Source organism: Deltaproteobacteria bacterium (genome assembly GCA_005879795.1).
GTDB lineage: Bacteria > Desulfobacterota > Binatia > DP-6 > DP-6 > DP-6.
In genome coordinates, this window is sequence record VBKJ01000163.1 from 1 (window position 1) to 25,930 (window position 25,930).

Here is a 25,930-nt window from a genome sequence, read left to right on the forward strand (position 1 = left end):
ATCGCTCCGCCGCGCGCCAGCGCGGCGTACACGCGACCGACGCCGCGGGCGGTGCCGTGCCCGTTGGTCGACGGGATCTCCGCCGCCCGCCATGCGGCCGTGTTCACCCAGCCCGCGCCGGAGAGGCCCGGAGGGTTCCAGTAGACGTTCCACTTCATCAGCTCGTCGTCCGTGAGCGCAGCGCGATCCGGTGCCGGCGGGCCCGCGGGCCAGAGGAACTCGGCGGCCCGGCCGTGCTCGGACGCCGGCAGGCCGATGTGCACGTCGGCGCCGAGCGGGCCGGTGACCTCCGTCCGCAGGAACGATCCGAGCGTCGTGCCCGTCGTGCGCCGCACGACCTCGCCCACGAGGTAGCCGAAGGTGTTCACGTGATAGCCGTGCGCGGTGCCCGGCTGCCACCACGGCGCCTGCCGCTCGAGCGCCCGGGTCATCGTGGCCCAGTCGAGCATGGCGCCGTCGGGGAGCGGCGCGCGCAGCGCCGGAAGGCCGGCCCGGTGAGAGAGGACCTGGCGGAGCGTGATGTCCTCCTTGCCGGTGGCGCCGAACTCGGGCCAGTACCGAGCGATCGGTGCGTCGAGGTCGACGAGGCCGCGCTCGACCAGCCGGTGCGCGCAGACGGCGCTGAACGCCTTGCCGACCGAGAAGAAGTCGACGAGCGTCTCCTGCCGCCACGGGCGGCGGCGCCGGGCGTCCGCCCAGCCACCCCACAGGTCGACCACGACCCGGCCGCCGACCGAGACCGCGACGGCCGCCCCTACCTCGCCCCGCTCGACGAAGTTGGACGCGAAGGCGTCCCGGACGGCGGCGAACCTGCGATCGCAGACGCCCTCGATGGGCGGTGGCTCACCGCGCGCGGCGGGCATCGCTGACTCACGGTGCGAGGAGCCGGAGGCTCGGCGTGTCTTCCCGGCTCCACTCCTCGCGGAAGACGTAGGTGTACCCCGTGTGGGCGATCTTCCAGGCGCCCGCCGGCTTGACGTAGCGGTCGTCGTAATAGGCCCCGATGCGCACCGAGCGCTTCTGTGCGACGTTGAAGAGGTAGTTGTAGAGCGCCCACGTGCCGCGTGCCGTCGTCTCGCTCGTGAGCTCGATCTCGGGATGATGCCCGTGGTGGACGGTCACCGACCCCGACTCCCGCCCGAGCGCCTCGCGGAGGAAGCGCAGGATGGCCTCCGCGCCCGCGAAGCGGTACCGCCCCTCGCCGTAGTCGGCGGTCGCATCGTCGGTGAAGCAGCCGCCGAGCTCGTCCCAGAGCTTCAGATCGAGGCACCGCCAGTAGCGGTACTTGAGGCGCTTTATCGCCTCGACGTCCTCCAGCCTCCCGATGCGCGCCGCGAGGTCCATGAGCTCCTCCCGTCGGAACGTTGACTAGCGCACCGCGACGCCAATACAAGCCGGGCGCGGGAGACCGCGATGACCATGATCGGCCTGCGCTACGACCTCCGCGCGCCTTCCTTCGGCTCCGTGACCCACGCCGAGCTCTACGCCGCCTGCCTCGACCAGTGCGCATGGGCCGACCGGCACGGCCTGGACTTCGTCGTCCTCTCCGAGCATCACGGCGTCGAGGACGGCTATCTTCCCGCCCCGATCACGCTCGCCGCCGCGATCGCCGGCCGGACGAAGAGCATCCGGATCAACATCGCCGCCGTGCTCGTCCCGCTCCACGACCCGGTGCGCCTGGCCGAGCAGCTCGCCGTCCTCGACCTGGGCAGCGGGAGCCGCGTCGGCCTGATCGCCGGGCTCGGCTACCGGCACGAGGAGTTCGCCATGGCGGGCGTCGATCGCGCCGAGCGCGGACGGCTCCTCGAGGAATACGTGGCAGTGCTGCGGCAGGCCTGGACGGGCGAGCCCTTCACGTGGCGCGGGCGGACGATCCGCGTGACGCCGAAGCCGGCCTCGCCCCCGATGATCCTGATCGGCGGCTCGACGGAGAAGGCGGCGCGGCGCGCGGCGCGCCTCGGCTGCGGCTTCTTCCCCGCGATCGGCGACCCGCACCTGGCCGAGGTCTACCAGGCGGAGTGCCGGCGCCTCCGCTTCGACGGCGGCTTCGTCCACCTCCCGAGCGGGCCGGGCTTCGTCCACGTGAGCGACGACCCCGAGCGCGACTGGGGGCGCATCGCGCCGCACGCGCTCTACGACGCGCAGACCTACGCGTCGTGGCAGACGCCCGGCCAGCGCTCGTCGGTGCACGTGGAGGCGAAGAGCGCCGACGAGCTCCGGCGAAGCGGCGTCTACCGCGTGGTGACGCCCGAGGAGTGCGTGGCGCTCGCGCGGGAGACAGGGCAGGTGCTCCTCCACCCGCTCATGGGCGGGCTCCCGCCCGCGCTCGCCTGGGAAGGGCTCGAGCGCTTCGCGGCGAAGGTGCTGCCGCGCCTGCGCGGCGTCTGAACGGGGCCGGCACCTACGGGGCGAACGCCGGCACAGATTCTCAGGCCTTCGCCGCGTTCACGACCTGCAGCTCGCAGAACTCCTCGATCCCCCACCGGCCGTTCTCGCGGCCGAGCCCGCTCCACTTGACGCCGCCGAAGGGGACCCTCGCGCTCATGCTCATGTGCTGGTTGACCCAGGCGGTGCCGCATTCGAGGCGCGCGGCGATCTCCTCGCCGCGCGCGACGTCGGCGCTCCACACCGAGCCGCCGAGCCCGTAGTGCGTGTGGTTCGCCTGTGCGAGCGCGTCGTCGAGGTCGCGCCAGGGGATGACGGGGAGCGCCGTGCCGAACTGCTCCTCGTCGACCAGGCGCACGCCCTCGCCGACGTCGGTCACGATGGTCGGCGGGTAGAAGTAGCCGGGCCTGGGGAGCGGCGCGCCGCCTACCACCACCGTGCCGCCGGCCCGGCGGGCGTCCTCGACCAGCTCCTGCACGCGGTTGAACTGCGGCCGGTTGTTGATCGGGCCGAGCTGCGTGTCGGGCTCGAGCCCGTCGCCCATCTTCACCTGCGTCGCCAGCTCGGCGAGCGCGCCCAGCAGCGGCCGGTAGACGTCCTCGTGCACGTAGAGGCGCTTGATCGCGACGCACACCTGGCCCGAGTTGGTGAAGGCGCCCCAGAAGAGCTTGGGCGCCACCCGGGCCGGATCGACGTCGGGGAGGACGATCGCCGGGTCGTTGCCGCCCAGCTCGAGCGTCACGCGCTTCAGGTCGTCCGCCGCCGCCCGCATGATCTTCTTCCCGGTCGGCACGCTGCCCGTGAACGAGATCTTCCTGACCGCCGGATGCGCGGTCATCCAGGCGCCGACTTCGTCGCTGCCGCCGAGCACGTTGACGACGCCCTTCGGGACCGCGGCGCGGAGGGCCGCGCCCAGCGCGAGCGAGGAGAGCGGCGTGAAGGGCGAGGGCTTGGCGACCACCGTGTTACCCGTGAGCAGCGCCGGGCCGAGCTTCATCACCAGCGTCGCCACCGGGTAGTTCCAGGGCGTGATGGCGGCCACCGGGCCGAGGGGCTTCCGGACCAGCGTGACCCGCGCTTTCTCGTCCTCGCGCAGCACGTCGCGCGGGATGGGCTCGTCGGCGTAGAGGCGGAGGATCTGCGCCGCCCCTTTCACCTCACCCACGGCCTGCGCGAGCGGCTTCCCCTGCTCCATGCAGACCAGGCGGCCGAGCTGCTCGGCCTCGGCGCCGAGCGCCTCGCTCATGTGGACGAGCGTGCGGCGCCGGAGCGCCTCGTCGCGCGACCAGTCGCCCGCGAAGGCGCGCGCGGCCGCGGCCATGGCGCGCTCCAGGTCCTCGCGAGTGGCGTCGGGGCAGCGCGCGAAGGGCGCCCCCGTCGCCGGGTTCATGACGTCGAAGTGCTGGCGGCCGGCGACGAGCTCGCCGTCGATCAGATGCGAGAAGGTCGTCTCCATGGGCGGCGACACTATGCCCGGCTCCGCGCCGCCGCAAGACGTCGCGGCGGCCCGGGCGCTCCGGGGGGCGCCGGCCCCGGCCGGTTCACTGCGTGTCGCGGACGAGCGTCAGCCCCGCCAGCACCCCCACGTAGGCCGTGCCGTCGGGGCCAAGCGACACGGGCGCGAAGTTGTTGTTGTAGCCGAGGCCGGTGCCGACGAGCCGCTTCCAGATGGTCGCGCCGGTCTCGAAGCTGATCGCGGTCAGGTACCAGGCGTCGGTGGTCCCGGGCCCCGGATCCTTCGTGTAGGCGTACATGAGGCCGTCGGCGAGGGACATCTTGGAGACGGTCGACGGCACACGCTCGGAACTGGTCCAGCGCGGGAGGCAGCTTCCGGTCGGACGCACGTCGATGCGCGTGATGCCGGGCTCGGTGGTGGCGCCGTCCATCACCGACAGGGGACCGGTGTAGCCATAGTTGTTCTCGACGAGGAGCGAGGCGCCGGTGCCGATGAGGGAGTTCTCGGTGGCGCTCGTGCCGGGCGCGAAGACCGGCACCGCGCAGAGGAGCCGCGGGCCAGGGACGCTCGGCGCGCGCCGGTAGACGAGCACGTGCATCTGCGGGTCGGCGTTGTCGGTGATGGCGACCCAGCCCGTGCCCATGAGCGTCGGCGTCGTCCCCGAGCCGAAGTTCACCTGCCCGGGCTTGAGCCGGGTGCCACGGTCGTACGCCTCCCGCCAGGTGACCTCGGGCTCGCCCATCGGGCCCGCGTCGAAACGATACATGGCGTGGTCGGAGACGATGAACACGCCGCCCGTTTCGTCGACCGCGAACGAATTGCCGATCGCCTCGCCGGCGAGGCGCATGGTCTCGACGGCGCCGCTCGCCGGGTCAACGGTGCCGACCAGCGCGTTCACTGTGACGAACCAGAGGAGTCCGCTCCAGTCGGGCAGGCACGAGATGATGCCTTCGCTCGGCTCCACGATGGTGGACAGGTCGTAGATGCGCACCAGCTCGAAGGCGGGCCCGGCCGCAGTCGTCGTCTCCCCCACCACCCATATCTGGTGGCTGTTGGTCGGCATGACGGCGCGGTCCTGGTTGTCGAGGTAGAAGTAGCCGCCGCCCGAAAAGTCGCTGAACACACCGCCGCCCCCGGCCGAGCGCGGCGGGAGCGGGAAGACGGCGAGCAGGTCGAGCGTCGCGGGGTCGAACATCGCGAGCCGCGGCCCCTCGATGCCGACGCAGATGGTGACGATCCGGCCGGCGGAGTCGAAGGTGAGGGACCCGCACTCGGCGTTCTGCTGCGTCGAGAGGACCTCGGGCCTCCGGCCGAGCGGCCCGCCGCCCACGTAGGTGTCGGTCTGGTAGGCGTCGTCGTGGACGTTGCTGCGGCCGTTGGGCGCCATGAACGGGTCCTGCGGGACGGCGGGTGCGGACACCCGGCGCGGTCTGGCGGCGCGGCCGACGAAGGTGGGCACGGGCGCGGCGAAGGGGTCGTTCGGGATGGGCGTGGCGCCGGCGGCGGCGGCGAGCGCGAGCGCGCCCGCGAATGCGAGAGGGCGCATCGCGAGGGTTATCCTGTGAGCGAGCGTGGTGTCCGTTCAATCCCTTGGAGGCGTGATATCGCGCGCAGGAATCGAGTACGTGCGCCGTCCGTGCTATGCGGGGTCGTGTTCCGCCTCGCGCGGCCCTCGGCGGTCGAGCTCCGGCGCTGGCTCGCCGCGCTGGAGTCGCTGCCGGCGCCCGGCCCACCGGAGCCGGGCGGCGTCGTGGACCGGAATCGCATCGTGCTGGGGCGGGGCGCCGAGGCCTTCCGCCGGGCGCGCGAGGCGCTCGGCCGCTGGGAGATGTTCCGCCTCGGCTGGGTCGAGGTCCATCCCCCGGGCGCGCCGATACTGGTCGGCACGACGGTCGTGGTGCTGGCGCACGCCTTCGCCCTCTGGTCGGCGAACCCCTGCCGCATCGTCGCGCTCGTCGAGGAGGGCGGGCCGATCGAGCGCGCCGGGTTCGTCTACCGCACGCTCCCCGGACACGCAGTCCAGGGCGAGGAGCGGTTCGCGGTCGCCTGGGACCACGGCGACGACGCGGTCGCGTACGAAGTGGTCGCACAGTCCCGGCCCGCGCACCCGCTCGTGCGCGCGGCCCTCCCGCTCGCGCGTCTCGTCCAGCGCCGCTTCGCGCGCGATTCGCAGCGCGCCATGGCGCGCGCCGTTCTCGAGCCGGCGGCAGCCCCATGAGCCCGAGTGGGTCGACGCCGGGGCGGCCCTTTCCTCGGACGCGCGACCGTCCTACGCTCGCTGCCGTGCGCTTCGGGACCTACCACGTCTTCCAGTGCCCGCCGGGGCAGGAAGCCGCGCGCGTGGTCGCCGGGGAGCTCGAGCGTGCCGAGTTCGCCGAGGCGCTCGGCTTCGACGAGGTCTGGGTGCCGGAGCAGCACTTCTCCCCGTACTGCCTCGCGGGCGACGCGCTCCTCCTCGCCGGGCACCTCGCCGCGCGCACGCGCCGCGTCCGCATCGGGACGGCGGTCGTCAACCTGACCTTCACCCATCCGCTGCGCTTCGCCGAGCGCGTGGCGCTCCTCGATCATGCGACCGGGGGCCGCGTCGACGTGGGCGTCGGGCGCGGCTACCAGTTCCCGCAGTACGGCGTCTTCGGCGTCCCGATCGACGAGACACGCGCCATCTTCGACGAGGCGCTCGACGTCGTGCTGCGCGCCTGGGCCGGCGAGGAGTTCACGTACACGGGCCGCTACTTCACGATCCCCAACGTTCGCATCTGGCCGGCGCCGCTGCGTCCGCCGGGCGAGGTGCTCCTCCACGCCGTGAACAGCCCCGAGAGCTTGGCGCGCGCCATCGCGCGCGGGCTCCCGGCGCTGATGGCGCGTCCGCTCAGCCCCTTCGCCGAGCAGGTGGAGGAGTTCGCCCGCTACCGCGCCGCGCTCGCCGCCGCGGGCGTCGACGCCGCGCCCGTGCTCGCGCGCGCGACCGTCCTCAAGTACGCTTTCCTCGCACCCACCCGCGCCGAGGCGCGCACGCTGGCGCGCGAGGCGCTCGAATGGGACCTCGCCATCCTCCAGCACCTGACCACACCCACCACCACGGAGATGCCGCGCGGCTACGAGCTCTACGAGCGGCGGGGCGGGCGATTGCCGGAGTACGCCTACGACGGCTGGCTCGAGCACGTGCTCCTCTTCGACGACCCGGACGGGTGCGCCGAGAAGATCGCGCGGCTGCGCGACGCCGGGATCGAGCGGCTGCTCCTGTGGATGGGACCGGGTGGCGTGCGCCACGACCTCCTCGTCCGCTCGATGCGGCTCTTCGCCGAGGCGGTGATGCCGCACTTTCGTTAGGGGATGCGCCGGCCGCTCTGACGCGCCGTGCTGAGTCCCCGCCGGCTGCGCGCTGGACCGTCGCGGGCCGGCAGCAACCCAACGCCGGCCTGACACTCTCCGTCTCCCGCACCGCGGCGCCCGAGCTTTGGGGCACCGCTCGGCTTTGACGCGCGGGCCTGTTAGCGGAACCCCCGCCTCACGCTCGGGGCGAGCAGCACCAGGATCATCAGGAGCGCGCCGGCGGGGACACCGGCCATGTTCGGCTTCAGAATCTCCCCACCCACGCCGTAGGGCCGGACCATCCAGAACGCCGTGCCCGTCACCGCGAAGCTCCCCGCCACCAGCGCCAGGTTCAGCACCAGCGCGAGACCCCAGCCCCACTCGCGGCGGGCGAGGAGCCCGACGATCGCGAGCGCCGCGCCGACGAACGGGACGAACGTGCATAGCACGTCGGAGCGAACCATCGACGCGTGCTCGTACAGGAACGCGAAGCGCGGGTCGTGATGGCGCAGCACGTACGAGACGCCTGCCGTGTCGCACACGAGCGCCAACCAGGCCACGCCGAGCCACACGGCGAACGCCGGGGTGATGCTGAGCTGAGAGCGTTTCATGGGCTCGGGCCTCCGTCAGCGCGAGGATCCGGGCTTCTCCTGGCACTTGCAAGCCGCCGCCGCACTCCCGACGGGCGCGGCCATCGGGGCCTGCGCCAGGCGGTACGACCGGGCCGCCGCTGGTTCATGAGAACCAAACTGGTGGATGTCCCCCATTCGCCACCACCACCGGCTCGTGCGCCTGCCATTGCGCAGCGACATCCGGGGCCCGGCGCGGAACTTGCTTCTCGCTGTGCGGCGGGACCATGAGAGACCCGGGTACTCCTGCAGGGACCGTGCGTGGCGAGCAGACGGTCACCTGGACGACCGAGAGCCTCGCCCGCCAGCGCGCCCTGCGCGCCGCGGTGCTGATCGACGCCATCCGCTGCCTGGTGGGCGCGGCCGGCACGCGGGGGGGGCGCGCGCAGCAGTCGGCGCTGCGCTGGATCCTGAGCCGCGACGACAGGGCGCCCTTCTCGTTCCACAACGTGTGCGAGGCGCTCGACCTCGACCCCGTGCGCCTGCGCCGCTCGCTCCTCGAGCCCGCCCTCGTACCGCGCATCGTGCTCGAGGGCGAAGGCCTCGGGGCGCCGTCGGGGCGACTGCCGCTGCGCCATCCGCGTCGTGATCGCGCGCACCACATCGTCCTCGTCGGGGGGCGTGCATCATGATCGCCGACCGCGAGACCTTCGCCGACCTGACGGTCCACCTGAAGCGCGCCTCGGACGCGCTCTTGAACACCGTGCGCTACATGACCCTCCTCGGGCACGTCGAAGGCGACGAGCGCTGCCCCGCGCCGCTCGACCAGCTCGTGACCATGGCGGTCGAGCTGGCCACCATGGAGCGCATCCTGCGCGCGCTCATGGACGCGAACGACGAGGAGATCGCGCGAAGGCTCCCCTCGTCTCGCTCCTGAACCCCTCCCGCCGGCGGAGACGGGGGCGGCCGCACCCGTTTCCGCCTCCTCCTCCTTCGCGGCCGTACGCCGGCGTCAGCGGTTGGGGGGTGTGATCGCGTACTTCTTCATGCGGTAGCGGAGGACCTCCCGGCTGACGCCGAGGCGGCGAGCGGCTTCGGAGACGTTCCAGCCGTTCGCCTCGAGCGCCTGGCGCATGAGCCGGCGCTCGACCTCCTCGAGGGTGCCGGGTCCGGGGGTGCCGGCGGGGATGGTATCCTGCGCGTGGGCGGGGAGATGGGACTCGAGGCCCAAGTGCCACGCCTCCAGGGTGTCGGCCTCGACCAGGAGCATGGCGCGCTCGATCACGTGCGCCAGCTCGCGCACGTTGCCGATCCAGGGGAAGCCCGCGAGCGCGGCGACCGCCTCCGGGCCGAGTCGCTTCGAGCGGCGGTCGTACTTGCGGGCGTAGAGGTTGATGAAGTGCTCGGCGAGCCAGTGGATGTCGTCCCCGCGCTCGCGCAGCGGCGGCAGGGTGAGGGTGAGGACCTTCAGGCGGTAGAGGAGGTCCAGGCGGAAGCGGCCCTGGTTTGCGAGCTGCTGGAGGTCGCGGTTGGTCGCCGCGATGATGCGCACGTCGGTGCGCACGTCGGCGAGGCCGCCCACGCGGCGGATCTTCTTCTCCTCGATGGTGCGGAGAAGCTTCCCCTGCGCCTCGTGGTCGAGCTCGCCGATCTCGTCCAGGAAGAGCGTCCCGCCCGCGGCCACCTCGACCAGGCCGCGCTTGGCCGCGCGGGCGTCGGTGAAGGCGCCGCGCTCGTAGCCGAACAGCTCCGCCTCGATCAGGTTCCGCGGCAGCGTGGTGCAGTCGAGGGCGATGAACGCCTCGCGCGCCAGCGTGCTGCGCGCGTGGAGGATGCGCGCGACGAGGTCCTTCCCCGTCCCCGTCTCGCCCTGGAGGAGCACGGTCGGCTGCTCGCCCGCCGCGAGCCCCTCGAAGCGCGCCGCTCGCTCGATGAACTCGTGCACCGGCCGCATGGCCGGGCTCTCGCCGAGGAGGACGAGCTCGTCCGGCCCGCCCATCTCGCGCCGCTGGAGGAACTCCAGGCGCTCGCGCGCCCGCACCTCGCCGAGGGCGCGCGACACGACCAGCTCGAGCTCCTCCAGATCCATCGGCTTCTGCACGTAGTCGAGCGCGCCCGCCTTCATCGCGCGCACGGCCGTCTCGACCGAGCCGTACGCGGTCATCATGATGACCGGGAGGGCGGGGTCGAGGGTCTTGATCTCGCGCAGCGTCTCGAGCCCGTCCACCTCGCCCAGGCGGAGGTCGAGGAGGACGAGGTGTGGGCGCGCGGTGCGCAGCGCCTCCACCGCCGCCGCGTGCGAGGTCGCCACCTCGCAGGCGTGGCCGCGCCCGCCCAGGAAGCGCCCGAGCGCGCGCGCGTGGATCTCCTCGTCGTCGACGATCAGGATGGTCGACACGCGCGGGTGCTCCCCTCGGCGACCGGCAGACTGATCTCGACCGCCGTTCCCGCGCCCTCGTTGCTGGTGACGGTGATGGCGCCGTCGTGCGCGGTGACGATCTTCTGGGCGAGCGCCAGCCCGAGCCCGGTGCCCGATTTCTTGCCGGTGGCGAAGAGCGTGAAGAGCTTCCCCAGCCGCTCCTGCGGGATGCCCTTGCCCTCGTCTTCGACGCGGATGCAGGCGAGGGGAGCATGGTCCGGGCGGCGGACGAGCGAGATGATCCGGATGGTGGCACCCGCCGGCGAGGCGTCCATGGCGTTGCCGAGGAGCACGCTCACCACCTGCTCCATCTTGTTGCGGTCGAGGCTCACGGGGGCGAGCGCAGGCGCGAGGGTCAGGTCGAGCCGGAGCCTCCGCTGCGTGAGCTGCGGTCGCGCCAGGTCCGCGCAGCGCTCGACCAGGTCGTTCACGCTCTCGGGCGTGCGCTCGAGCGTGACCGGGCTCGAGAAGCGGAGGAGGTCGCCGACCCAGCTCTCGAGGCGGTCGGTCGCGGTCACGATGTCGCGGAAGCTCGCGCGGCGCGGGTCCTCGGCCGGCAGGTCGAGCATCTCGGCCTGGGCGGTGGTGCGGATCGAGGCCAGCGGGTTCCGGATGTTGTGCGCCACGTAGGCCGCCATCTCGCCGACCATGGCGAAGCGCTCGGCCGCCAGCAAGCGGCGCTGGTTCTCGGCCAGCGAGGCGGCCATCGAGTTGATGGACCGGGCGAGGGCGCCGAACTCGTCGCGCCCGGCGACCGGCACGCGGTGCTCGAGGTCCCCGGTCGAGATCACGCCCGTCGCCCGGCCGATGGCCTGCAGGGGGCGTACGAGCCAGACGCGGATGGCCGCGAAGTAGGCCATCATGCCGGCCAGCACGAGGCCGACGATGGCGACCACGAGGCCGGTGGAGAGGCGTGTAACGAAACGGGCGTGGCCGTGGAGGGCGTTCATCTGGGCGCGATAAAATCTCTTCAGACGCCCGGCTGCATCCGGTACGGACGAGGGTGGGGCCGCACGCTCGCCTGCGCGCCGTCCCCCGCGACGTGAAGGCAACCCCAGCGCGCTGCCTAGTGACTCGATCAGGTCTGCCTCCTCCAGCGTCTGAGCATGGTGACGAAGTGCGAGGAAGGACCGGACTGTGCGTGAATGAATGGGTTGCCTTGCGGTTGCTTCGCCGGGGGCCCGGGGCACGGGCACTTCGAGGGTGCGCTCCAGGCGCAAGTTCTGCTCTTGGATCACGGTGAGGTCGTCGGCGAGGAGCTGCCAGCTCTGGACCGCCCAGAAGGTGCCCACTGCGGTGAGGAACGCCACCTGCATGGCGCCCAGGAACATCAGTGTGAGCTTGGAACGCAGTGTCATCGGCCGAAGCGCCGTGCGCCGAGCACGTGGTCGCTACTGCATCGTATTCCAAGCACGACGGTGAGCTTCGCGAGATCTGCCATCATGCGAGTTCGCCGAACTCGGCAATCGGGTTGCAGACTGCGTCATGCACGGCTCGCGCGAGTGTCTCGCCGTCACTGAAATCTCTCGACTCGACATCCCTCCCGATGTGAACCGCCACGGCAAGTGGCGGCATCGTCAGCACGCGGGCCAGAAGATGGTGTGGCAACGTGATGTCATCCGTCCAGTAGGCTCGTCGCTGGCTGTACCGTATCGTGACCGGTACGATGGCAGTCTCGAGGCGGCATGCCAGATCGAAGAAGCCAGGATGAAACGGCCCGGGGAAGCGCTCTCTCGTCGTCGTGCCTTCCGGAAAGACCACGACGCTCAGCTTGCCTACGTGACGCATCAATCGTCGAGCAGCGTGTGCGCGTGCGTATGGGTCCGCGCGGTTGACGAAGACGGTCCCGACAGCCTTCGCCGCAGCACCGACCAACGGCCATGTCGCAACGTCGGCGCGGCTCATGAAGCTGGTTCCCAAGACGCCCGAGAGGACGGGAATATCCAGATAGCTGCGATGGTTCGAGACGTAGATTCGCGGGGTGGTGGACGGCGCCCCATGCACGCGAACGTCGAGGCAGAGCCATCGCCAGCTACGACGGCTCCACTGCTGGAGGACGCGGACGGCGCGCTGGGCCGATCGCCCGCGCAATAGCGCCGACAGGTGATAGAGCCAGAGCTCGCATGTTGCGCTCGTCACGAGAACGCCGGCGGACAGATACGGTGCCGCAGCGCGGCCGAGCGGCCCCAGGCCGTGCAAGGGCGCGGAAGGGTGCGAGGGGTTGCGAGGCGGATCGTCACCCTCGAGCGGCGCAGGATCAGGCGCCGCTGGCATGGTCGAAGGCCGGGAAGCGAACGAGCGCGGTGCCTATCAGCGCTGGAATGAAGAGTAGGGGGCACACGAGCATGACCGGGGAGATCGGGCGTTGCAGGAGCGGGTAGGTGACCAGAATCGCGATCGGCAAGCACGAGCCGAGAGCGGCTCCGAGAACGAGCAGGAGCGGTGCGGCTGGCCGAACACCGTTGATGAGGGCGAGCACGACGGACCCAACGCCCAGCAGGACCGCGTTGGCCGTGAAGAAGTACACCGTGTACAGCAGTGGGAGGAAGAGCGAAGTCTGAGAAGACAGCGAGGAGAGCGCCGTCCCGAGACCCGCGCACGGTAGATACAGCGCAGCGTAGGGGAGCACCCCATGGCGCAGGAGGCCGCTGGAGCTGGGGTAGGTGAGAGCAAACAGAGTGATGGAGGGTGGCAGCGCCGACAGACTCAGGAAGAAGAGAGGGCTGAACGTGTAGGGGGAGTACTGGTCGGGTCCCGTGATGAGGGCGAGGCCCAAGCTGAGGCACATTGCGAACAGGGCGCGCGCTTCGGGAGCGCCAGGGCGGCGCACGAGGGTCACGGCCCCTCCGCATACCATCACGAGACCGACCCCGAGCAGGGGCGCGAAGAGATCGAGGAAATCCGCCATGCGGAAGGCGCGCACCTCGAGAGCCAGCCGAAAGATATCGCTTCCCCCGCGGAACGTGTACGTGATCGGCCTGCCGACGTCAGCGGCGCTCACATAGGCGTTGATCTCGCGCCCCCCGCTGACAGGGTGGCCGTCGACTGCGATCACCCGCGTCCATTGTGCGCGCCGACGCTCCGGAGGTATCCAGTCGCTGCGTCCGATCGACACGACGATGCCGTTCTCCAGTACGAGGAATCCCGGGAAGGGTCGATTGATCCAGGCGAGCGCATTCGCGAGACACAAGCCGAAGATCGCCAGTGCGACCAGCACCGTGACGGCAAGCCAGGGCTCGCGTCTCATGGCCGGGCGCAACTGGGAGCACCTGGCCCGCCGCAGGCAGGGCTGGAACGCCGATGCCACGCCGTTGCCGGTGGCTCCTCGGCAATCGCGATGAGCCCGCCGTCGAGCCCGCAGGGCCACGCAAGATTGGTGCTGGTGGGAGCCACGCTCGCCGGCGCTCTCACCGGGCTGGCGGTCGCGCCGGGCGGTGTCGGACCACTCGCGTGGGTCGCGCTGGTCCCACTGCTCGCGGTCCTCCGTGCTGCGACACGCCGGCTCGCGATGGTCGGCGCCATCGTGTACGCGACCGTGGGTGGTCTCGTTGGAGTGTCGCCCTGGCTCTCTCGTGCGACTGCGGCGTACTTTGCCCTCAGCGCGTGGCGCGCGGTGGCATACATACTCCCGTCGGTTGCAGCCGTGTCGGCTGCCCATGGAGCCCTTCTCGGCGCGCTGCTCCTGGCGCGCCCGCGCGGACTCGGAGCGTGGGCTGTCCTCTGGTACGGTGCCACGTGGGCGTGCTGGGAGGCGGTGCGCACGTTCGTCTTTCCCTACTACCCCGCCGCCGTTCTCGGGCTCTCGCAGTGGGATGCTCTGCCCATCCTGCAGATAGCGAGCGCTTGCGGCATCGCCGGCGTGACATTCGTGATCGTGACCGCGAACGCCGGTCTGGCCGCGCTCGTCGAGCACTCTACCGTAAACCTCGGCAGCCGTGCGAGGGCGGCGGCCACGAGCGTCGTGCTGGCCATCGCCGCGCTCGGCTGGGGATACTTGAGGCTAAGCGCTGCAGGCACCGAGGGGCAGCCCGCGGGCGCCGCGATCGTGGCGGTCGACATCGGCGCCATGCAGCCCGCCCCGAGTGCGCTCGACCAGTACCTCGCCGCCTCCTCGACCCGGGCAACCGCCAGACCCGCCCTGATCATCTGGCCCGAAAGCGCTCTCACGACCGACATCGAGCACGATCGAGTCGCCTGGGCGAAGCTGAGCGGGTTCGTCGCGTCGACGGGGACGCCGCTTCTTGCCGGGGGGCCTGGCGCCCGCCGTACGTCCGGGCGACTCGCACGATTCAACTCGGCGCACCTGCTCCAGCCGGGTCATGGCTTGCAGAGCTACCACAAGCGGTCCCTGGTCCCATTCGCCGAGCGGTGGCCGTCGATCCTGAGCAGCCCGCCACCTGACCTGGTCAGCTTGGAGCCAGGTCGCGAAACCCCCGTCTTCCATGTTGGAGACCTCTCCTTCGGCGTGTTGATCTGCTTCGAGATCGCGGATTCCCGAGGCGCCCGTACGCTTGCTCGCCGGGGTGCGGGTTTCATCGTGAACCCGACGAACGACGCCTGGTTCTACCGCTCGAGCGCGCCGCATCTCCCTTGGGCGGTGTCGCGCGCGGTTGAAACGGGACTCCCCGTGGTCCGCGCCGCCAACGCGGGTGTGAGCGCGGTCTTTGATCGGTTCGGCCGTAAGGTGGCGGCAGGCCCGTCCGCTGGGCTTCCCTCCGTCCTCGCCGTCTCGCTGCCCGCTGCGGCGCCGACCCTCTACTCCCGCACGGGAGATTGGTTCTTGGTGCTCTGTCTCGCCTGGGTGGTGACGGGGGTAGGGGGGGTCCGGGTTCGGAGGGTCACCGGTCCGCACGGCGGCTACCGCAGGAGGCACTCCTCGGCGAACGCATCGAGGCCGGTCAACGCCGAGCCCACCTGACCGACCGACATACGGCTCAGCTGGATCGCCATCGGCTGCGAGGACGGCATCCACGCGCTGAAAGGTGACCACGGTCTGGTCCAGCGCCGCCAGCCCGGCGCCCTGAGGACCACCTGCAGCGCGTCGTTCCGCCCACACAGCATCACGCCGAGACCGTGCGGGATGGGGGACACCGCAAGCCTGCCGACCTTGTTGCCATAATAGTTCGAGCCGTTGACGAAGAAGTCCCCAATGAACAGGTCGACCTTCTTGACGGCTCGCAGCGGCGGGTATGTGGGTTGCAGCGCGCCGAGGATGTTCGACGGGATGCTGCTCGACGGGATGCTGCGCACGGTGACGCCCACGGCGAAGGACCTCAGCGGCGTGAAGATTCCCGGGCAGGTGGGCATGTTCTTCTGCATCGTGCCGAAGGCCGAGAAGTCCACGGGCACCCAGATCGCCCCCCGCGTGTCCATCGTGGCCAGCGCACCCTGCTCCAACTCACCGATTGCCAGCGCCCCCGCGTTGGTCGAAGGCGGGAGAGCGACCAGGTGGCGCGGGTCAATGTGCGCGGTCGTGCGCCGGCGAGTCTTCACCACGATCTCGGTCGGGCCAGCGAGCGGCCGGCCGAAGATCTCGCGGGTGTCGGGGAAGGTGAAGTAGAGGGTCGCGGGGCTCACCGCACTCACCGGCATCGGCGCCAGCGTGATCCGCGGGCCGAAGAGGGACGCGAACGTGACGGTCACCGTGTTGCCGCCCGGCTCGGTCGAGAAGGGGCCCGAGTCCACCATCTCTTGGTCGGAGAGGAAGATCCCGACCTCGTGACCGGGATGGACGAAGGGGGCACTGACGGCACCGATCTTCGCGTGGTAATAGCGGAGCTGTGAAGGACAGTGGCGCCACTTTGCGGCCGGCGCGGGAGTCGCGCTGCTCAGCAGCCCGGTCAGGAGCGCGAGCGCTAACGGCGTCCGCACGCTCGCCCTGGTCTCGTGCGACGGTCGGAGCAGTGTCGTTCCTTCCGGATCTGTTCGAGGCGCGTTCGGACTGTAGGGTTGGATCGATTTGCGTGTCAACGGGGGGAATAGGGCAGATGCCATCCCAGCTGGGACACCTCGCTCCTGGTTGGGACAGCATCACGCGCACGTCCGGCGGCGCCGCGGCGCGTCAGCAGCGCGTCCCCGACTTCCCTTGATCGCGCGCGCTGGTGTAACCATGACGAGGGGATGGCGACCTCGCGCGGCGCGCGGGCTCGACGGGCCCTGGCGACGGCCGGGCTGCTCGTCCTCGTCGCCCCGGCCGGGCGGGCCGCAGCGCAGACGGGCGACTTCCTCTGCGACTCGCGGCAGTCGACCCCCGACACCTGCGTGATCGCCAGGAACTTCCCCATCCCCGACGGCAGCGTGCTCACCTTCACGGCGCCGAACGTGCGCGTGCGAAGGACGCTCACCACCGTGTTCACGGCGCGCTGCGCCGCCGGTCCGCCCGCCCCGTGCGCCTCCGACGCCCAGTGCGCCGCGCCCGCACGCTGCCTCCGTACCGCGCGGCTGACCATGCAGGTGGCCAGGCGCCTCACCCTCGATTCGTCGGCGAAGATCACGGCGCGCGGGCGGGCGGTGCCGGGCGACACGATCGGACCCGACGGGGGCGCGATCACGCTCAGCGCCCTCGACGTGAGCCTGGGCGGTACGGTCGGCGTCTCGGCCGAGGGGACGACGGGTGTCCCAGCGGGCCACGCGGGCGCGATCGTGATCGACGCGGACGGGACGGTGACCCTGGCCTCGACGGCGCGGCTCGACGCCTCCACGTCCCGCGGCGGCTGCGGCGGCACGATAGCCATCGGCAGCGGCGCGAAGACGCCCGCCACCCTCTCGGCCGGAGGGCTGCTCAGCGTCGCAGGCGCCACGCTCGGCGGGACGATCGACCTCGTCGCCCGCGACCAGCTCACGCTGATCGGCACGCTCGAGGCCTCGAACACCAACGGCGATGTGCCCTCGCGGCCGCCGTGTGCCGGCGGCGCGGGCGGCGGGGCGATCCGGCTCGGCGCGGCGAGCGTCGCGTTCGATGGCTCCGCGCGTGCGCGTGGCAGGGAGGCGGCCGGGGGTGTGGTCCGCCTCGAAGGAGTGCGGGCGGTGACGCTCGACTCGCCGCGCCGCGCCGCGGCCATCAGCGTGACCGGCGGCGACGTGAACGCCGTCACCCCGGGCGGCAGCGTCTTCCTCTCCGCGAGCGCGGGCGACATCCTCGTGCGACCTCGGCACGGCGAGCTGCATCGGCGGCACCACCGTCACCTGCGCCGGGGCGCCATCGCGGCCGACGGGCTCTCGACCGGCTTCGGTTCCGACGCGGGCTTCTTCTCCCTCGTCGCCACGGGCGCGATGCGGTGCGTGGCCGACGGCACGCCCTGCGTGAGCGGGGCCGACTGCGCGCCGGGCGACACGTGCGTCGAGAGCGGCGGCGCGGTGACGGTGCAGGCGCAACTCTCTGCGGCCGGCGGCGCGGGTCTCGGTGCGGGCTGCTTCGCCTGCGAGGTGCGCGGTACGGGCGCGGTCACGGTGAGCGCCGAGGTCGACGTGAGCGGCGGCAGGCAGGGAGGCCTGGGCGGCGAGGTGGCGCTCACCGGCGGGGGCGGCCTGACCGTCGGTCCGGCGCCGGTCACCGCCGACGGGTTCTACGGGGGGGTCATTACCCTGACCGCCGGCTCCCGGGTCGGCGGCGCGCGCGACGTGCGCGCCGCCCTCCGAGTAGTGAACGGCACGCAGATTCGGGCCTCCGCGCTCCGGGGCGACGGCTTCGGCGGCAGCGTGCAGCTCGAGGGCTGCGACGTCACGCTCGAGCCGCGCACGGTGCTGAGCGTCGACGGCGGGAGCCGGGGGCACGCGGGGCATCTGACCGTCGTCGCGCGCGAGCGGCTCGCGGTCCAGTCGCTCGCCACCCTCTCGGCGCTGCCCGACGGCGCGAGCTCGCTCACCTGCCGCGTCGGCGAGACCGTCGCGCCCGATGCCGTCCTGCGGCCGGCATTCACGTCGGTGACGGACCCGACGCTCTCCCCGTGCCCCGCGAGCGCCAACGGCCAGATCGAGCCGCTCGCGGACTGCGACGGCCACGGCACGTGGCCGGGGTCGGGCGCGGCGTGCGTGCCGCCGGGGAACCCGGTCTTGACCCTCGCGACGGGGCGGGGGTAAGCGGAACCGGGAAGGCGCCGTGCCCTGCTCGCGCTGCGGTGAAGAGACCAGCGGACGGGACCACCTGTCGGTGGAGGACTGCCTCAATTTCCTGCGCCTCAGCCTGACGCAGCTCAACGTCTACGTGGCGCGCGCCGAGCTCGAAGCCGAAGCGGCGCGGCGGCGCGCCGAAGCGCTCATGGCGCTCCTCCAGCAGATCGCCGACGTCGCCCGGCCCGAGGTCGACCCCACCGCGCTGCCCGCGCTGGTGCGCCGCATCCGGAAGCTCGCGATGGGTCTCGCGCGCGGGAAGCCGAGCGTCGTCTGAGGCGCCGCGATGGCCGTGGTGCGCGAGGCCGCCGGGCAGGCGACGCCCGCCTTCAATCGACGTCCCACACGACCTACGTGCCCGCCGCGAAGTAGTCGGCGCGCTTGGCCGCCATCGCTTGGAGAGGGCGAGGCAATGCACGGAAGCAGAGGCTCGCGCCGGCGGCGCCCCTCCGCCCCGACCGCGGCGCTGGCTCGCTACCGCGTCGAGTCGGGCTGCAGCGCCGGCGGCACGTCTTCGCCGGCCTGCCCGCCGAGCAGCGCCGAGAAGTCCGGCTTCTTCTTCTTGCCCGCGGTGGCCTGGGGGCCGCCCATCGCGCACTGTCCCTCGAAGATCGCGCCCTCGTGCACCACGAGCCGCGGGCTCGAGATGTTGCCGACCACTTTGGCCGTGGCGTGCAGCTCGAGCAGCGAGCGCGCCGCGATGTCGCCCGTGACCTGCCCGTGCACGACCACCGAGGCGCCGTTGATCTTCGCCTTCAGCAGGGCGCTCTCGCCGATGGTGAGGGTGTCCTCGGAGTTGATCTCGCCCTCCACCTGGCCCTCGATGCGCACCGCGCCCTCGAAGGCGAGCTTCCCGTTCACCCGGCTCCCCTTGCCGAGGAACGCGCTCGTCCCCGGCGTCTCCTGGGGCTGGGTCTTCTCCCGTTCGAACATCTTCACCTCCTGGGGCGCCGGAGTCTCGGGCGCCGGTGCCGCGACGGCCGCGGGGCGCCTGCCCCGCTGCTCCTGCTCACGATCCCGCCCGAAAAGCGCCATGGCTTCTGCCGGTATATCGGCGTGACCGGCCGATTGCTTGAGACCCCCCCTCAGGCCCCGCGAAAGGCCGGGATCACCTCCTCGGCGAAGGCCTGGATCTCGTCCTCGAAGAAGGGCATGAAGAGCATGAAGATGAAGTGCGTGACGCCGGCTCGTGCATAGCGCTCGACCGTGTCCAGACACTCCTGTTTCTGGCCAATCATGGTCTGGCCGCGCGCCTGCTCCGGCGTCGTCCGCCGCATGGACGCCATCACCTGGCACACGAACTGCTCCCGCTCCGGGGCGGCCCGGTAGCAGAGGGGGAGGAGGACGGTCTTCTCGATCTTCGCCGGGTCGCGGCCGACGCGCTCGCCGTGGCGCGCGATCACCTCGATCAGCGCCCGCATCTCGTCGGGGCTCGCGCCGGCGTTCCACATGTCGGCGTACCGGGCGACGATTCGGAGGAGGACTTTCTTCCCCGTGCCACCGATCATGAAGGGCGGGTGGGGCCGCTGGACGGGCTTGGGGACGCCGATGGCGTCCGTCACCGTGTAGTGCTTGCCGCGGAGCGTGGTGCGCGGCTCGGTCAGCATGCCGCGGATGATCTGGAGCGCCTCCTCGAGGGCTTCGAGACGGCCGCGCACGGTCTTGAAGTCGATGCCGAAGTCGCGGTGCTCGCGCTCGAACCACCCCGCGCCGAGGCCGAGGTTCAGGCGCCCCCCGCTCACGTGGTCCAGGGTTGCCGCCATCTTGGCGGTGACGCACGGATGGCGGTAGGTGTTGCCGCTCACCATCGTGCCGATGCGCGCCCGGCGGGTCGCCTGCGCGAGCGCCGCGAGCGTCGTCCAGCTCTCGAGGCATGGGCCCTCGGGGTCGACGAAGATCGGGTAGAAGTGGTCGAAGTTCCAGAGCGAGTCGTAGCCCCAGGCGTCGGCCTTCTGCCACAGGGCGAGGAGCTCGGCCCACGCGAGGCTCTGCTGCCCGGTCTGGATGCCGAAGCGGATCGGATGGGTGCCCATGCGGCCTCATACACCGACTCGACCGCCAGCGGGAACCGCTGGAGAATGCCCCGCTGACCTGATGTGGGTGCGGTCCGAGGCGGAGCGCTTCGTCACGCCCGAGCTGATCCGCATGGCGACCTTCACCGCGACGGCGGCGGAGCTGGCGGGCACGGCGTGAGGGCCGCGGCTTGACTCGCCGTGTAGGCTCGGCGATGGAGGAGACGATGCCCGCCGATCCCGCCTACCGCGCCGCCGACCCCGACGACTTCGCGGCCATGATCGAGCCCGGCCGCTACGCGCGCCGGTCCTCGGACTTCGAGGAGATCATCGCGCGCACCGAGGAACACTTCTGGAACCCGGAGGACGCGGACTACGTCGATTTCGCGACCCCGTTTGCCACCGACGAGGAGACGATCGTCCCCACCTGGTTCGTCCTCGAGAGCAACACCGCGGTCTGGGACCGCCTGGACGAGGGCCAGCGCATCAAGCTCACCAACGAGAGCGCGCGCTGGAGCCTCTCGAACATCCTGCACGGCGAGCAGGGCGCGCTCAGCCTCTCGGCGAGCCTGTGCGACATCTTCCTTGACCCGGGCGCGCAGGAGTACGCCGCCAACCAGGCACGCGAGGAGGCGCGCCACGTGCACGCCTTCACGAAGTACGTGGACGCGCGCTTCGGGGGCGCCGTCCTCCCGGTCGGCGACACCGTGGGGCGGCTCCTCGGCGAGCTGGTCGCCACGCCCGTCGTCTACAGGAAGATCATCGGCATGCAGATGCTCGTGGAGGGTGTGGCGATGGGCGCCTTCACGACCCTCTACAAGATCGCCCAAGACCCGCTGCTCCGCCGCGTCTGTCAGCTGGTCATGACCGACGAGGCCTTCCACCACAAGTTCGGCAAGATCTGGGCCCACGCCACCATCCCGCAGCTCGAGGGGGCCGAGCGGGACGCGGTCGAGGACTGGGCGCTCGAGTGCTTCAACACGCTCCTCTTCAACCTGGTGAACCCCGAGCAGAAGCGGCTCATCTACCCGCAGTTCGGGCTCGACTGGCAATGGGTGCGCGACGCCGTCCTGGAGGCGCGCACGGACGCCCACCGGCGCGCCCTGATGCAGCGCTCGAGCAACGTCTTCCGCACGCTCATCAAGACGCTGCTCAAGGCGGGCATCGTCACGGAGCGGACGCGCGCGGCGTACGCCGTGTGGGTCGACCTCGACGAGCTCGCCGCGGAGGGCGACCGGATGGTCGGCGACGAGGTGGCGGAGGAGGGGATCAGGTCGCTCAAGGCGATCAACGCGGGGAAGCGGAAGGTCGTGCGCCGGCTCGGGGCGTGAAGCGCCTCATTTCACCCTCTGCGCGACGACGAGATGCTGCGCCCCGGTGGCTCGCAACCCGGGCATGCCTCTGTCCGCCAACCACTGCAGAGCCTGGTGCAGCTTCGCGCCGGTGGCGTCTGACAGCAACGTGTAGCCCTCGAGCGAGAAGGGTCCGAACCCCAGCGTCAAGCTCTTGATCCTGCGCAATCCCGCAGCAGCCAGAAGCCCGTCCAGCTGCCGCCGAGAATACAGCCGCGGGCGAACGGACGGCGCCGAAGCCGTCCTCAGGCCGAGCGCCGCAAGCACGCACCTGAGCGCCTTGCGCGACAACGAGAATAGCGGCGCGAGCCGGGGGTCGAGCAAGTTGATCAGCCGCAGGCGATTCTCCGACGAGATCACGAGGTGTCCGCCTCGATCGAGAACGCGACCGATCTCCGCGAGGGCGATCCCGGGCGAGTGGAGCCACGGCAGCACCCCCAGCGCGACGACGAGAGAAAAGACGCGGCTGTGAAAATCAAGCCGGTGAACATCGTCACCGCTGGCAGTGACCCGGTTCCGGACGTCGGCCTCACGCACCCGCGAGCGCGTCCACGCAAGCAGCGTGTCCACGGTGTCGACCGTGTCGACGACCAGGCCGCGGGTGGCGAGCTCGGCGGTGACGGACCCCGCGCCACAACCAATTTCCAGCACGCGAGCGCCCCGTGGCACGTGAAGATCGTCGATGAGCTCCAACGCCACGGACCGGCGAAGCCGCTGGATGGCTCCGCCCAGGCCGTCGGCCGCGTCTACGTCCCGCCCATGGGGAGCGATGGACCGGAAGTACCGGTCGACCGATTGCCGGGCCGTCGACGGCGGCGCTGGCCTCGGCGACGCTTCCCGCGGGTCGACAACCTCCGTCATTCGCTCGTGCCCTCCGGTGACTCGGGATCCGATGTGGTTAATCGCAGTCAGGTCGAGGTCGGCCATGACGCAACCCCTCGAACGGGCCGCTGGTCAGCCGGAGACGCAGACTCGCAGGTGACGGACCCGTTGGTCAAGCCAGCCCCGGTTCGGCGGCCATTGGTGGACGTGCGGCTCCCCTGGCATGGGGGTAGCATCACACACGGGAGGTGCTGCACCTGCTGCATGCCGCCGCACTGGCCCGTGAGCCTCACCCGATGCGGCAGTGCGCCATCCCGCGCTTCTCCAGGTAGCGCTGGTGGTAGTCCTCGGCGCGGTAGAACTCCGACGCGGGCGTGATCTCGGTGACGATCGGCCGGCGATGGCGCCCCGACTGCTCCAGGCGCGCCTTCGAGGCGCGCGCCGCCGCCTCCTGCTCCGGGCTGTGGAAGAAGATCGCCGAGCGGTACTGCGCGCCGACGTCCGGGCCCTGGCGGTTCAGCTGCGTCGGGTCGTGGTTCTCCCAGAACACGTCGAGGAGCTGCTCGTAGGAGACGCGCGCCGGGTCGTACTCCACCCGCACGCACTCGGCGTGGCCGGTGCGGCCGGAGCAGACGTCGTGGTAGGTCGGGTTCGGGAGGTGGCCGCCCGAGTAGCCGACGGCGGTCGAGAGCACGCCGGGCACGTGCTGGAAGGCGGCCTCGACACCCCAGAAGCAGCCGGCGGCGAAGGTGGCATTCTCCATGAGCAATCCTCCGCGCCCGAGGATAGCGCGGCCACGCGCTCGTCGCGACTGTCTTGACCCGGCGGGGGAGGGGCGGCTACGAGCGACGGCGATGGCCTGGAGAAAGTCGCCGCCCGAGCTGATCGCCACCTTCGAGCGAGTCGTGCCCGCCGGAGGCGCCGAGCGCCGGCTCATGTTCGGCTACCCGGCCGCGTTCGTGAACGGCAACATGTTTGCCGGCCTGGTCGAGGATCGCGTCGTGCTGCGGCTCGACGAGGCGGGCATCGCCGACGCGAAGCGGGACGGCGCGACCGACTTCGAGCCGATGCCCGGACGCCGCATGACCGGCTGGGTCGCCGTGGCGGGCACGCTCACGGCCGACGAGCCGGGGCTCCGCGGCTGGGTCGCGCGCGCGTTCCGGCACACCGCGGCGCTGCCGGCGAAGGCGGGGCGGAAGGCGAGGGGCAGCCGTCCGCGCCCGCGCCGAGCGCAGCGTGGTCGGCGAGCGAAGTGAGGTGATCCCGTGACGACGCGAGGCTTCCGGGTTGCCGACAGCGACATGCACGTGCTCGAGCCGCCCGATCTCTGGCAGCGCTACATCGATCCGGCCTGGAAGCATGCCGCACCCATCGGCTTGACCGAGCTGCGCCGCGACATGCGGGTCAAGGTCAAGTCGCACGTCGTGCTGCGCATCGGCACGGTGCGCCCGCAGCGCGGCGATGCCGCGGGGCCGTGGAGCACGGCGCAGGACGAGGCGTTTGCAGAGGCGGAGCGGCGCGGCTGGGACGCCGTCTCGCAGCTCCAGGCGATGGATCGCGAGGGCCTCGACATGGCGGTCCTCTTCCCGAGCCGCGGGCTCTTCGTGCTCGGGCTCGACTCGCCACAGATCATGGGCATCGATGGCCTCGAGGCCGACTTCGCGGCCGCCATCGCCCGCGCGTACAACGACTGGCTGCGCGCGTTCTGCGCGCACGCGCCCGAGCGCATGCTCGGCGCCGGCATGGTCGCGCCGCACGACGTCGCGTCGGCGGTGGCCGAGACGCGGCGCTGCGTCGAACAGCTCGGCTTCAAGGCGATCTTCCTCGCTCCGGGCTGCGTCAACCGCCGCCCCTGGCACGACCCGTACTACGACCCGCTCTGGGCCGAGTGCGAGCGCCTCGGCATCCCGGTCACCTTCCACGGCGGCGGCCAGACGCATCTCAAGCCCGACTTCTCGCTCGAGGTCCTCGACAAGCTCGTCATGTGGCACACCTTCGGCCAGCCGCTCGGCGTCATGTTCGTCGCCGTGAGCCTCACGGCGGGCGGCGTGCTCGAGCGCTTCCCGCGTCTCCGCGTGGGGCTCCTCGAAGGCAACTGCAGCTGGGCGCCGTGGCTCTTCCACCGCCTCGACGAGCACTGGGAATGGGTCGGGCGCCACGAGGTGCCCGAGGTGCGGAAGAAGCCGTCGGAGTACTTCGTCTCCAACTGCTTCCTCGCCGTCGAGGCGGACGAGACGCCGGTCAGGCAATACGTCGAGTGGTTCGGCGACGAGAACCTCGTCTTCTCGACCGACTACCCGCACGCCGACTCGAAGTTCCCGCGCTCCGTCCCGGCGTTCATGAGCCTGCCGCTGTCGGAGGCATCGCAGCGGAAGATCCTGTGGGACAACTGGGCGCGGCTGTACGGCGTGGGGGCGCGCTGAGCTCTTTGGCAGCGCCGCCGAGTACGCTATAGAGCCGGCGGGATGTGGACGGGGGGTGGGGGCTCGGCGCAGCGAGGCCGGACCCTGCCCGGCGCCGTGCTGGTGGTCGGGCTCGCCGCCGCCCCCGCCCTGGCCGCGCTCCTCGCCGAGCCCACCCTCAGCCGCATCACCGTCCCCGCCCGCGGCCGGCAGGAGGTGATCCTCACCGTCCCCGCCTTCGGGACGGGCGCCTGGACGTCTTCCTCGACCGCGGCGAGTACCAGGTCGTCGTCTACGCGCCCGAGAAGGGCTCGGGTGACGCGCAGCTCAAGGTGCGCGGCTTCACGGAGGGGAACGCGCCCGAGCCGCCGCTCCTGGTCGAGCTGAAGCCGGTCGAGACGGCGCTCGACGACTACGAGCAGCGTTCCTGGTGGGTCGAGGTGAAGGAGCGGCGCCGGCTGATCCTCGAGGCGGCGGGCCGGAACCTGGCCGACCTCCGCCTGTGGACCGGCGGGAGCTGGCTCGTGGACGCCGAGCCGGCGCGCGAGGTGGTGGCCGCGCAGCCCGGCCGGCCGATGCTGGTCTGCCGCCTCGCCGCCGAGCTGAACCCGGGCCTCTATCTACTGACGGCGTACGGCGGCGTCTCGCAGCCGCAGGCCGAGGAGAGCGCCGAGCATCCTCTCCACCTCCGCTTCGGCATCCCTCGCCTTCCGGCCGTCGGCCGCCGGCGTTTCACCATGAGCCCGTTCGGCGCCGACCGCTGGCTCGTGCCGGGCGATGCCTCCTACTTCCGCCTGGAGCTGCCCGAGGCGCGGCCCGCCATGCTGCGCGTCGGCTCGGACGTGAGCCACCCGTTCGAGGCGTCCGGCAGCGCGGCGACCATCGGCAAGAACGCGCTCGTGCCGGTCGCCGAGCTGGACCTGGGCGCGAGCAGCACCGAGCGCGTGGTGACGGTGACGGCGGCGCCGGGCCAGCCCTACGTGCTCCAGCACTTCGGCCTCGGCACACCCTCGGCGTGCGGCGGTCGCTACTGGGCGCTCAGGCGCGAGGGGAAGTACTGGGTCTCGTCGGTCCACTCCGGCGACCCGACGG

General features: G+C 71.5%; 26 protein-coding genes and 1 pseudogene. 12 read left to right on the forward strand and 15 right to left on the reverse strand.

Features of this window, described 5'->3' with window-relative positions; translation table 11 throughout:
- Together E6J59_14420 and E6J59_14425 are read right to left on the reverse strand one after the other, a co-directional pair.
- Positions 1-863, reverse strand: an 863-nt coding sequence (locus E6J59_14420; GenBank protein ID TMB18473.1) for a beta-lactamase family protein, incomplete at its 3' end; no start/stop codon positions are given.
- A 7-nt stretch (positions 864-870) separates the two neighbouring features.
- Positions 871-1,344 (reverse strand): nuclear transport factor 2 family protein, encoded by a 474-nt coding sequence (locus E6J59_14425; GenBank protein TMB18474.1) that lies wholly within the window; start codon positions 1,342-1,344, stop codon positions 871-873.
- A 69-nt stretch (positions 1,345-1,413) separates the two neighbouring features.
- On the opposite strand from E6J59_14425, the gene E6J59_14430 reads away from it, so the two are divergent.
- Positions 1,414-2,388 (forward strand): LLM class flavin-dependent oxidoreductase, encoded by a 975-nt coding sequence (locus tag E6J59_14430; GenBank protein TMB18475.1) that lies wholly within the window; start codon positions 1,414-1,416, stop codon positions 2,386-2,388.
- Positions 2,389-2,428: 40 nt separating this feature from the next.
- Here the strand turns inward: E6J59_14430 and E6J59_14435 are convergent, their stop codons facing one another.
- Both E6J59_14435 and E6J59_14440 read right to left on the reverse strand, forming a co-directional pair.
- Entirely contained in the window at positions 2,429-3,841 is a 1,413-nt protein-coding gene (locus E6J59_14435) for an aldehyde dehydrogenase family protein (protein ID TMB18476.1), read from the reverse strand.
- A gap of 85 nt (positions 3,842-3,926) precedes the next feature.
- Positions 3,927-5,387, reverse strand: a complete 1,461-nt coding sequence (locus E6J59_14440) for a hypothetical protein (GenBank protein ID TMB18477.1) — start codon at positions 5,385-5,387, stop codon at positions 3,927-3,929.
- 105 nt (positions 5,388-5,492) lie between these two features.
- Between E6J59_14440 and E6J59_14445 the strand changes: the two genes are divergently transcribed.
- Positions 5,493-6,059 (forward strand): DUF1990 domain-containing protein, encoded by a 567-nt coding sequence (locus E6J59_14445; GenBank protein TMB18478.1) that lies wholly within the window; start codon positions 5,493-5,495, stop codon positions 6,057-6,059.
- On the forward strand, positions 6,056-7,171 hold the full coding sequence (locus tag E6J59_14450; protein ID TMB18479.1) for an LLM class flavin-dependent oxidoreductase: 1,116 nt from the start codon (positions 6,056-6,058) through the stop codon (positions 7,169-7,171). The genes E6J59_14445 and E6J59_14450 overlap by 4 nt, the downstream gene beginning before the upstream one ends.
- Before the next feature lie 161 nt (positions 7,172-7,332).
- Here E6J59_14450 and E6J59_14455 read toward each other — a convergent pair whose 3' ends face one another.
- A complete protein-coding gene (locus E6J59_14455; protein TMB18480.1) occupies positions 7,333-7,764 on the reverse strand; it encodes a hypothetical protein in 432 nt (143 codons plus the stop codon).
- Positions 7,765-8,039: 275 nt separating this feature from the next.
- On the opposite strand from E6J59_14455, the gene E6J59_14460 reads away from it, so the two are divergent.
- Together E6J59_14460 and E6J59_14465 are read left to right on the forward strand one after the other, a co-directional pair.
- Entirely contained in the window at positions 8,040-8,414 is a 375-nt protein-coding gene (locus E6J59_14460; GenBank protein ID TMB18481.1) for a hypothetical protein, read from the forward strand.
- Entirely contained in the window at positions 8,411-8,659 is a 249-nt protein-coding gene (locus E6J59_14465) for a hypothetical protein (protein ID TMB18482.1), read from the forward strand. Before E6J59_14460 ends, E6J59_14465 begins: the two co-directional genes overlap by 4 nt.
- A gap of 75 nt (positions 8,660-8,734) precedes the next feature.
- On the opposite strand, the gene E6J59_14470 is transcribed toward E6J59_14465, so the two are convergent.
- The 5 genes and pseudogenes from E6J59_14470 to E6J59_14490 all read right to left on the reverse strand — a co-directional run bounded on the left by E6J59_14470 (position 8,735) and on the right by E6J59_14490 (position 12,770).
- Entirely contained in the window at positions 8,735-8,992 is a 258-nt protein-coding gene (locus E6J59_14470; GenBank protein ID TMB18498.1) for a hypothetical protein, read from the reverse strand.
- Positions 8,993-9,160: 168 nt separating this feature from the next.
- A pseudogene (locus E6J59_14475) lies at positions 9,161-9,889 on the reverse strand (sigma-54-dependent Fis family transcriptional regulator).
- Positions 9,890-10,104: 215 nt separating this feature from the next.
- A complete protein-coding gene (locus E6J59_14480) occupies positions 10,105-11,499 on the reverse strand; it encodes a HAMP domain-containing protein (GenBank protein TMB18483.1) in 1,395 nt (464 codons plus the stop codon).
- 82 nt (positions 11,500-11,581) lie between these two features.
- The gene (locus E6J59_14485; protein TMB18484.1) at positions 11,582-12,415 is read right to left on the reverse strand and encodes a 1-acyl-sn-glycerol-3-phosphate acyltransferase; all 834 of its coding nucleotides are present in this window, start codon (positions 12,413-12,415) and stop codon (positions 11,582-11,584) included.
- Positions 12,399-12,770: a hypothetical protein gene (locus E6J59_14490; GenBank protein TMB18485.1), complete on the reverse strand. Its 372-nt coding sequence runs from the start codon at positions 12,768-12,770 to the stop codon at positions 12,399-12,401. Before E6J59_14490 ends, E6J59_14485 begins: the two co-directional genes overlap by 17 nt.
- Positions 12,771-12,773: 3 nt before the next feature.
- Between E6J59_14490 and lnt the strand changes: the two genes are divergently transcribed.
- On the forward strand, positions 12,774-15,059 hold the full coding sequence (gene lnt / locus E6J59_14495; protein TMB18486.1) for an apolipoprotein N-acyltransferase: 2,286 nt from the start codon (positions 12,774-12,776) through the stop codon (positions 15,057-15,059).
- Here lnt and E6J59_14500 read toward each other — a convergent pair.
- Complete coding sequence (locus E6J59_14500; protein ID TMB18487.1) at positions 14,999-16,012, reverse strand: hypothetical protein; 1,014 nt, start codon at positions 16,010-16,012, stop codon at positions 14,999-15,001. The two genes, lnt and E6J59_14500, sit on opposite strands and share 61 nt — an antisense overlap.
- Before the next feature lie 249 nt (positions 16,013-16,261).
- On the opposite strand from E6J59_14500, the gene E6J59_14505 reads away from it, so the two are divergent.
- Entirely contained in the window at positions 16,262-18,220 is a 1,959-nt protein-coding gene (locus E6J59_14505) for a hypothetical protein (protein ID TMB18488.1), read from the forward strand.
- 19 nt (positions 18,221-18,239) lie between these two features.
- A complete protein-coding gene (locus E6J59_14510; protein TMB18489.1) occupies positions 18,240-18,527 on the forward strand; it encodes a hypothetical protein in 288 nt (95 codons plus the stop codon).
- A 197-nt stretch (positions 18,528-18,724) separates the two neighbouring features.
- Here the strand turns inward: E6J59_14510 and E6J59_14515 are convergent, their stop codons facing one another.
- On the reverse strand, positions 18,725-19,285 hold the full coding sequence (locus E6J59_14515; GenBank protein ID TMB18490.1) for a polymer-forming cytoskeletal protein: 561 nt from the start codon (positions 19,283-19,285) through the stop codon (positions 18,725-18,727).
- A gap of 50 nt (positions 19,286-19,335) precedes the next feature.
- Positions 19,336-20,283 carry an LLM class F420-dependent oxidoreductase gene (locus E6J59_14520; GenBank protein TMB18491.1) on the reverse strand — a complete coding sequence of 316 codons (948 nt, stop codon included), beginning with the start codon at positions 20,281-20,283 and terminating at the stop codon, positions 19,336-19,338.
- 194 nt (positions 20,284-20,477) lie between these two features.
- Here E6J59_14520 and E6J59_14525 point away from each other — a divergent pair, with 194 nt between their 5' ends.
- Positions 20,478-21,593: a ferritin-like domain-containing protein gene (locus E6J59_14525; GenBank protein ID TMB18492.1), complete on the forward strand. Its 1,116-nt coding sequence runs from the start codon at positions 20,478-20,480 to the stop codon at positions 21,591-21,593.
- A gap of 6 nt (positions 21,594-21,599) precedes the next feature.
- Here E6J59_14525 and E6J59_14530 read toward each other — a convergent pair whose 3' ends face one another.
- Both E6J59_14530 and msrA read right to left on the reverse strand, forming a co-directional pair.
- Positions 21,600-22,541, reverse strand: a complete 942-nt coding sequence (locus tag E6J59_14530) for a class I SAM-dependent methyltransferase (protein TMB18493.1) — start codon at positions 22,539-22,541, stop codon at positions 21,600-21,602.
- Between the two features lie 184 nt (positions 22,542-22,725).
- Positions 22,726-23,199, reverse strand: coding sequence for a peptide-methionine (S)-S-oxide reductase MsrA (gene msrA, locus E6J59_14535; GenBank protein TMB18494.1), 474 nt, complete (start codon positions 23,197-23,199; stop codon positions 22,726-22,728).
- On the opposite strand from msrA, the gene E6J59_14540 reads away from it, so the two are divergent.
- The 3 genes from E6J59_14540 to E6J59_14550 form a co-directional block, all read left to right on the forward strand.
- Positions 23,198-23,692: a TfoX/Sxy family protein gene (locus E6J59_14540; GenBank protein TMB18495.1), complete on the forward strand. Its 495-nt coding sequence runs from the start codon at positions 23,198-23,200 to the stop codon at positions 23,690-23,692. The genes msrA and E6J59_14540 overlap by 2 nt on opposite strands.
- A gap of 9 nt (positions 23,693-23,701) precedes the next feature.
- The gene (locus E6J59_14545) at positions 23,702-24,859 is read left to right on the forward strand and encodes an amidohydrolase (GenBank protein TMB18496.1); all 1,158 of its coding nucleotides are present in this window, start codon (positions 23,702-23,704) and stop codon (positions 24,857-24,859) included.
- A gap of 311 nt (positions 24,860-25,170) precedes the next feature.
- Positions 25,171-25,930: hypothetical protein (locus E6J59_14550; GenBank protein TMB18497.1), on the forward strand; the 760-nt coding region annotated here is incomplete at its 3' end.

Bases quoted from the DNA above. Each gene is read 5' to 3' on its own strand.
- E6J59_14425 (TMB18474.1), bottom strand. From the start codon at position 1,344: ATGGACCTCGCGGCGCGCATCGGGAGGCTGGAGGACGTCGAGGCGATA.
- E6J59_14430 (TMB18475.1), top strand. From the start codon at position 1,414: ATGACCATGATCGGCCTGCGCTACGACCTCCGCGCGCCTTCCTTCGGC.
- E6J59_14435 (TMB18476.1), bottom strand. From the start codon at position 3,841: ATGGAGACGACCTTCTCGCATCTGATCGACGGCGAGCTCGTCGCCGGC.
- E6J59_14440 (TMB18477.1), bottom strand. From the start codon at position 5,387: ATGCGCCCTCTCGCATTCGCGGGCGCGCTCGCGCTCGCCGCCGCCGCC.
- E6J59_14450 (TMB18479.1), top strand. From the start codon at position 6,056: ATGAGCCCGAGTGGGTCGACGCCGGGGCGGCCCTTTCCTCGGACGCGC.
- E6J59_14455 (TMB18480.1), bottom strand. From the start codon at position 7,764: ATGAAACGCTCTCAGCTCAGCATCACCCCGGCGTTCGCCGTGTGGCTC.
- E6J59_14465 (TMB18482.1), top strand. From the start codon at position 8,411: ATGATCGCCGACCGCGAGACCTTCGCCGACCTGACGGTCCACCTGAAG.
- E6J59_14470 (TMB18498.1), bottom strand. From the start codon at position 8,992: ATGCTCCTGGTCGAGGCCGACACCCTGGAGGCGTGGCACTTGGGCCTC.
- E6J59_14480 (TMB18483.1), bottom strand. From the start codon at position 11,499: ATGACACTGCGTTCCAAGCTCACACTGATGTTCCTGGGCGCCATGCAG.
- E6J59_14485 (TMB18484.1), bottom strand. From the start codon at position 12,415: ATGCCAGCGGCGCCTGATCCTGCGCCGCTCGAGGGTGACGATCCGCCT.
- lnt (TMB18486.1), top strand. From the start codon at position 12,774: ATGGCGCAGGAGGCCGCTGGAGCTGGGGTAGGTGAGAGCAAACAGAGT.
- E6J59_14505 (TMB18488.1), top strand. From the start codon at position 16,262: ATGGCGACCTCGCGCGGCGCGCGGGCTCGACGGGCCCTGGCGACGGCC.
- E6J59_14515 (TMB18490.1), bottom strand. From the start codon at position 19,285: ATGGCGCTTTTCGGGCGGGATCGTGAGCAGGAGCAGCGGGGCAGGCGC.
- E6J59_14520 (TMB18491.1), bottom strand. From the start codon at position 20,283: ATGGGCACCCATCCGATCCGCTTCGGCATCCAGACCGGGCAGCAGAGC.
- E6J59_14525 (TMB18492.1), top strand. From the start codon at position 20,478: ATGGAGGAGACGATGCCCGCCGATCCCGCCTACCGCGCCGCCGACCCC.
- E6J59_14530 (TMB18493.1), bottom strand. From the start codon at position 22,541: ATGGCCGACCTCGACCTGACTGCGATTAACCACATCGGATCCCGAGTC.
- E6J59_14540 (TMB18495.1), top strand. From the start codon at position 23,198: ATGAGCAATCCTCCGCGCCCGAGGATAGCGCGGCCACGCGCTCGTCGC.
- msrA (TMB18494.1), bottom strand. From the start codon at position 23,199: ATGGAGAATGCCACCTTCGCCGCCGGCTGCTTCTGGGGTGTCGAGGCC.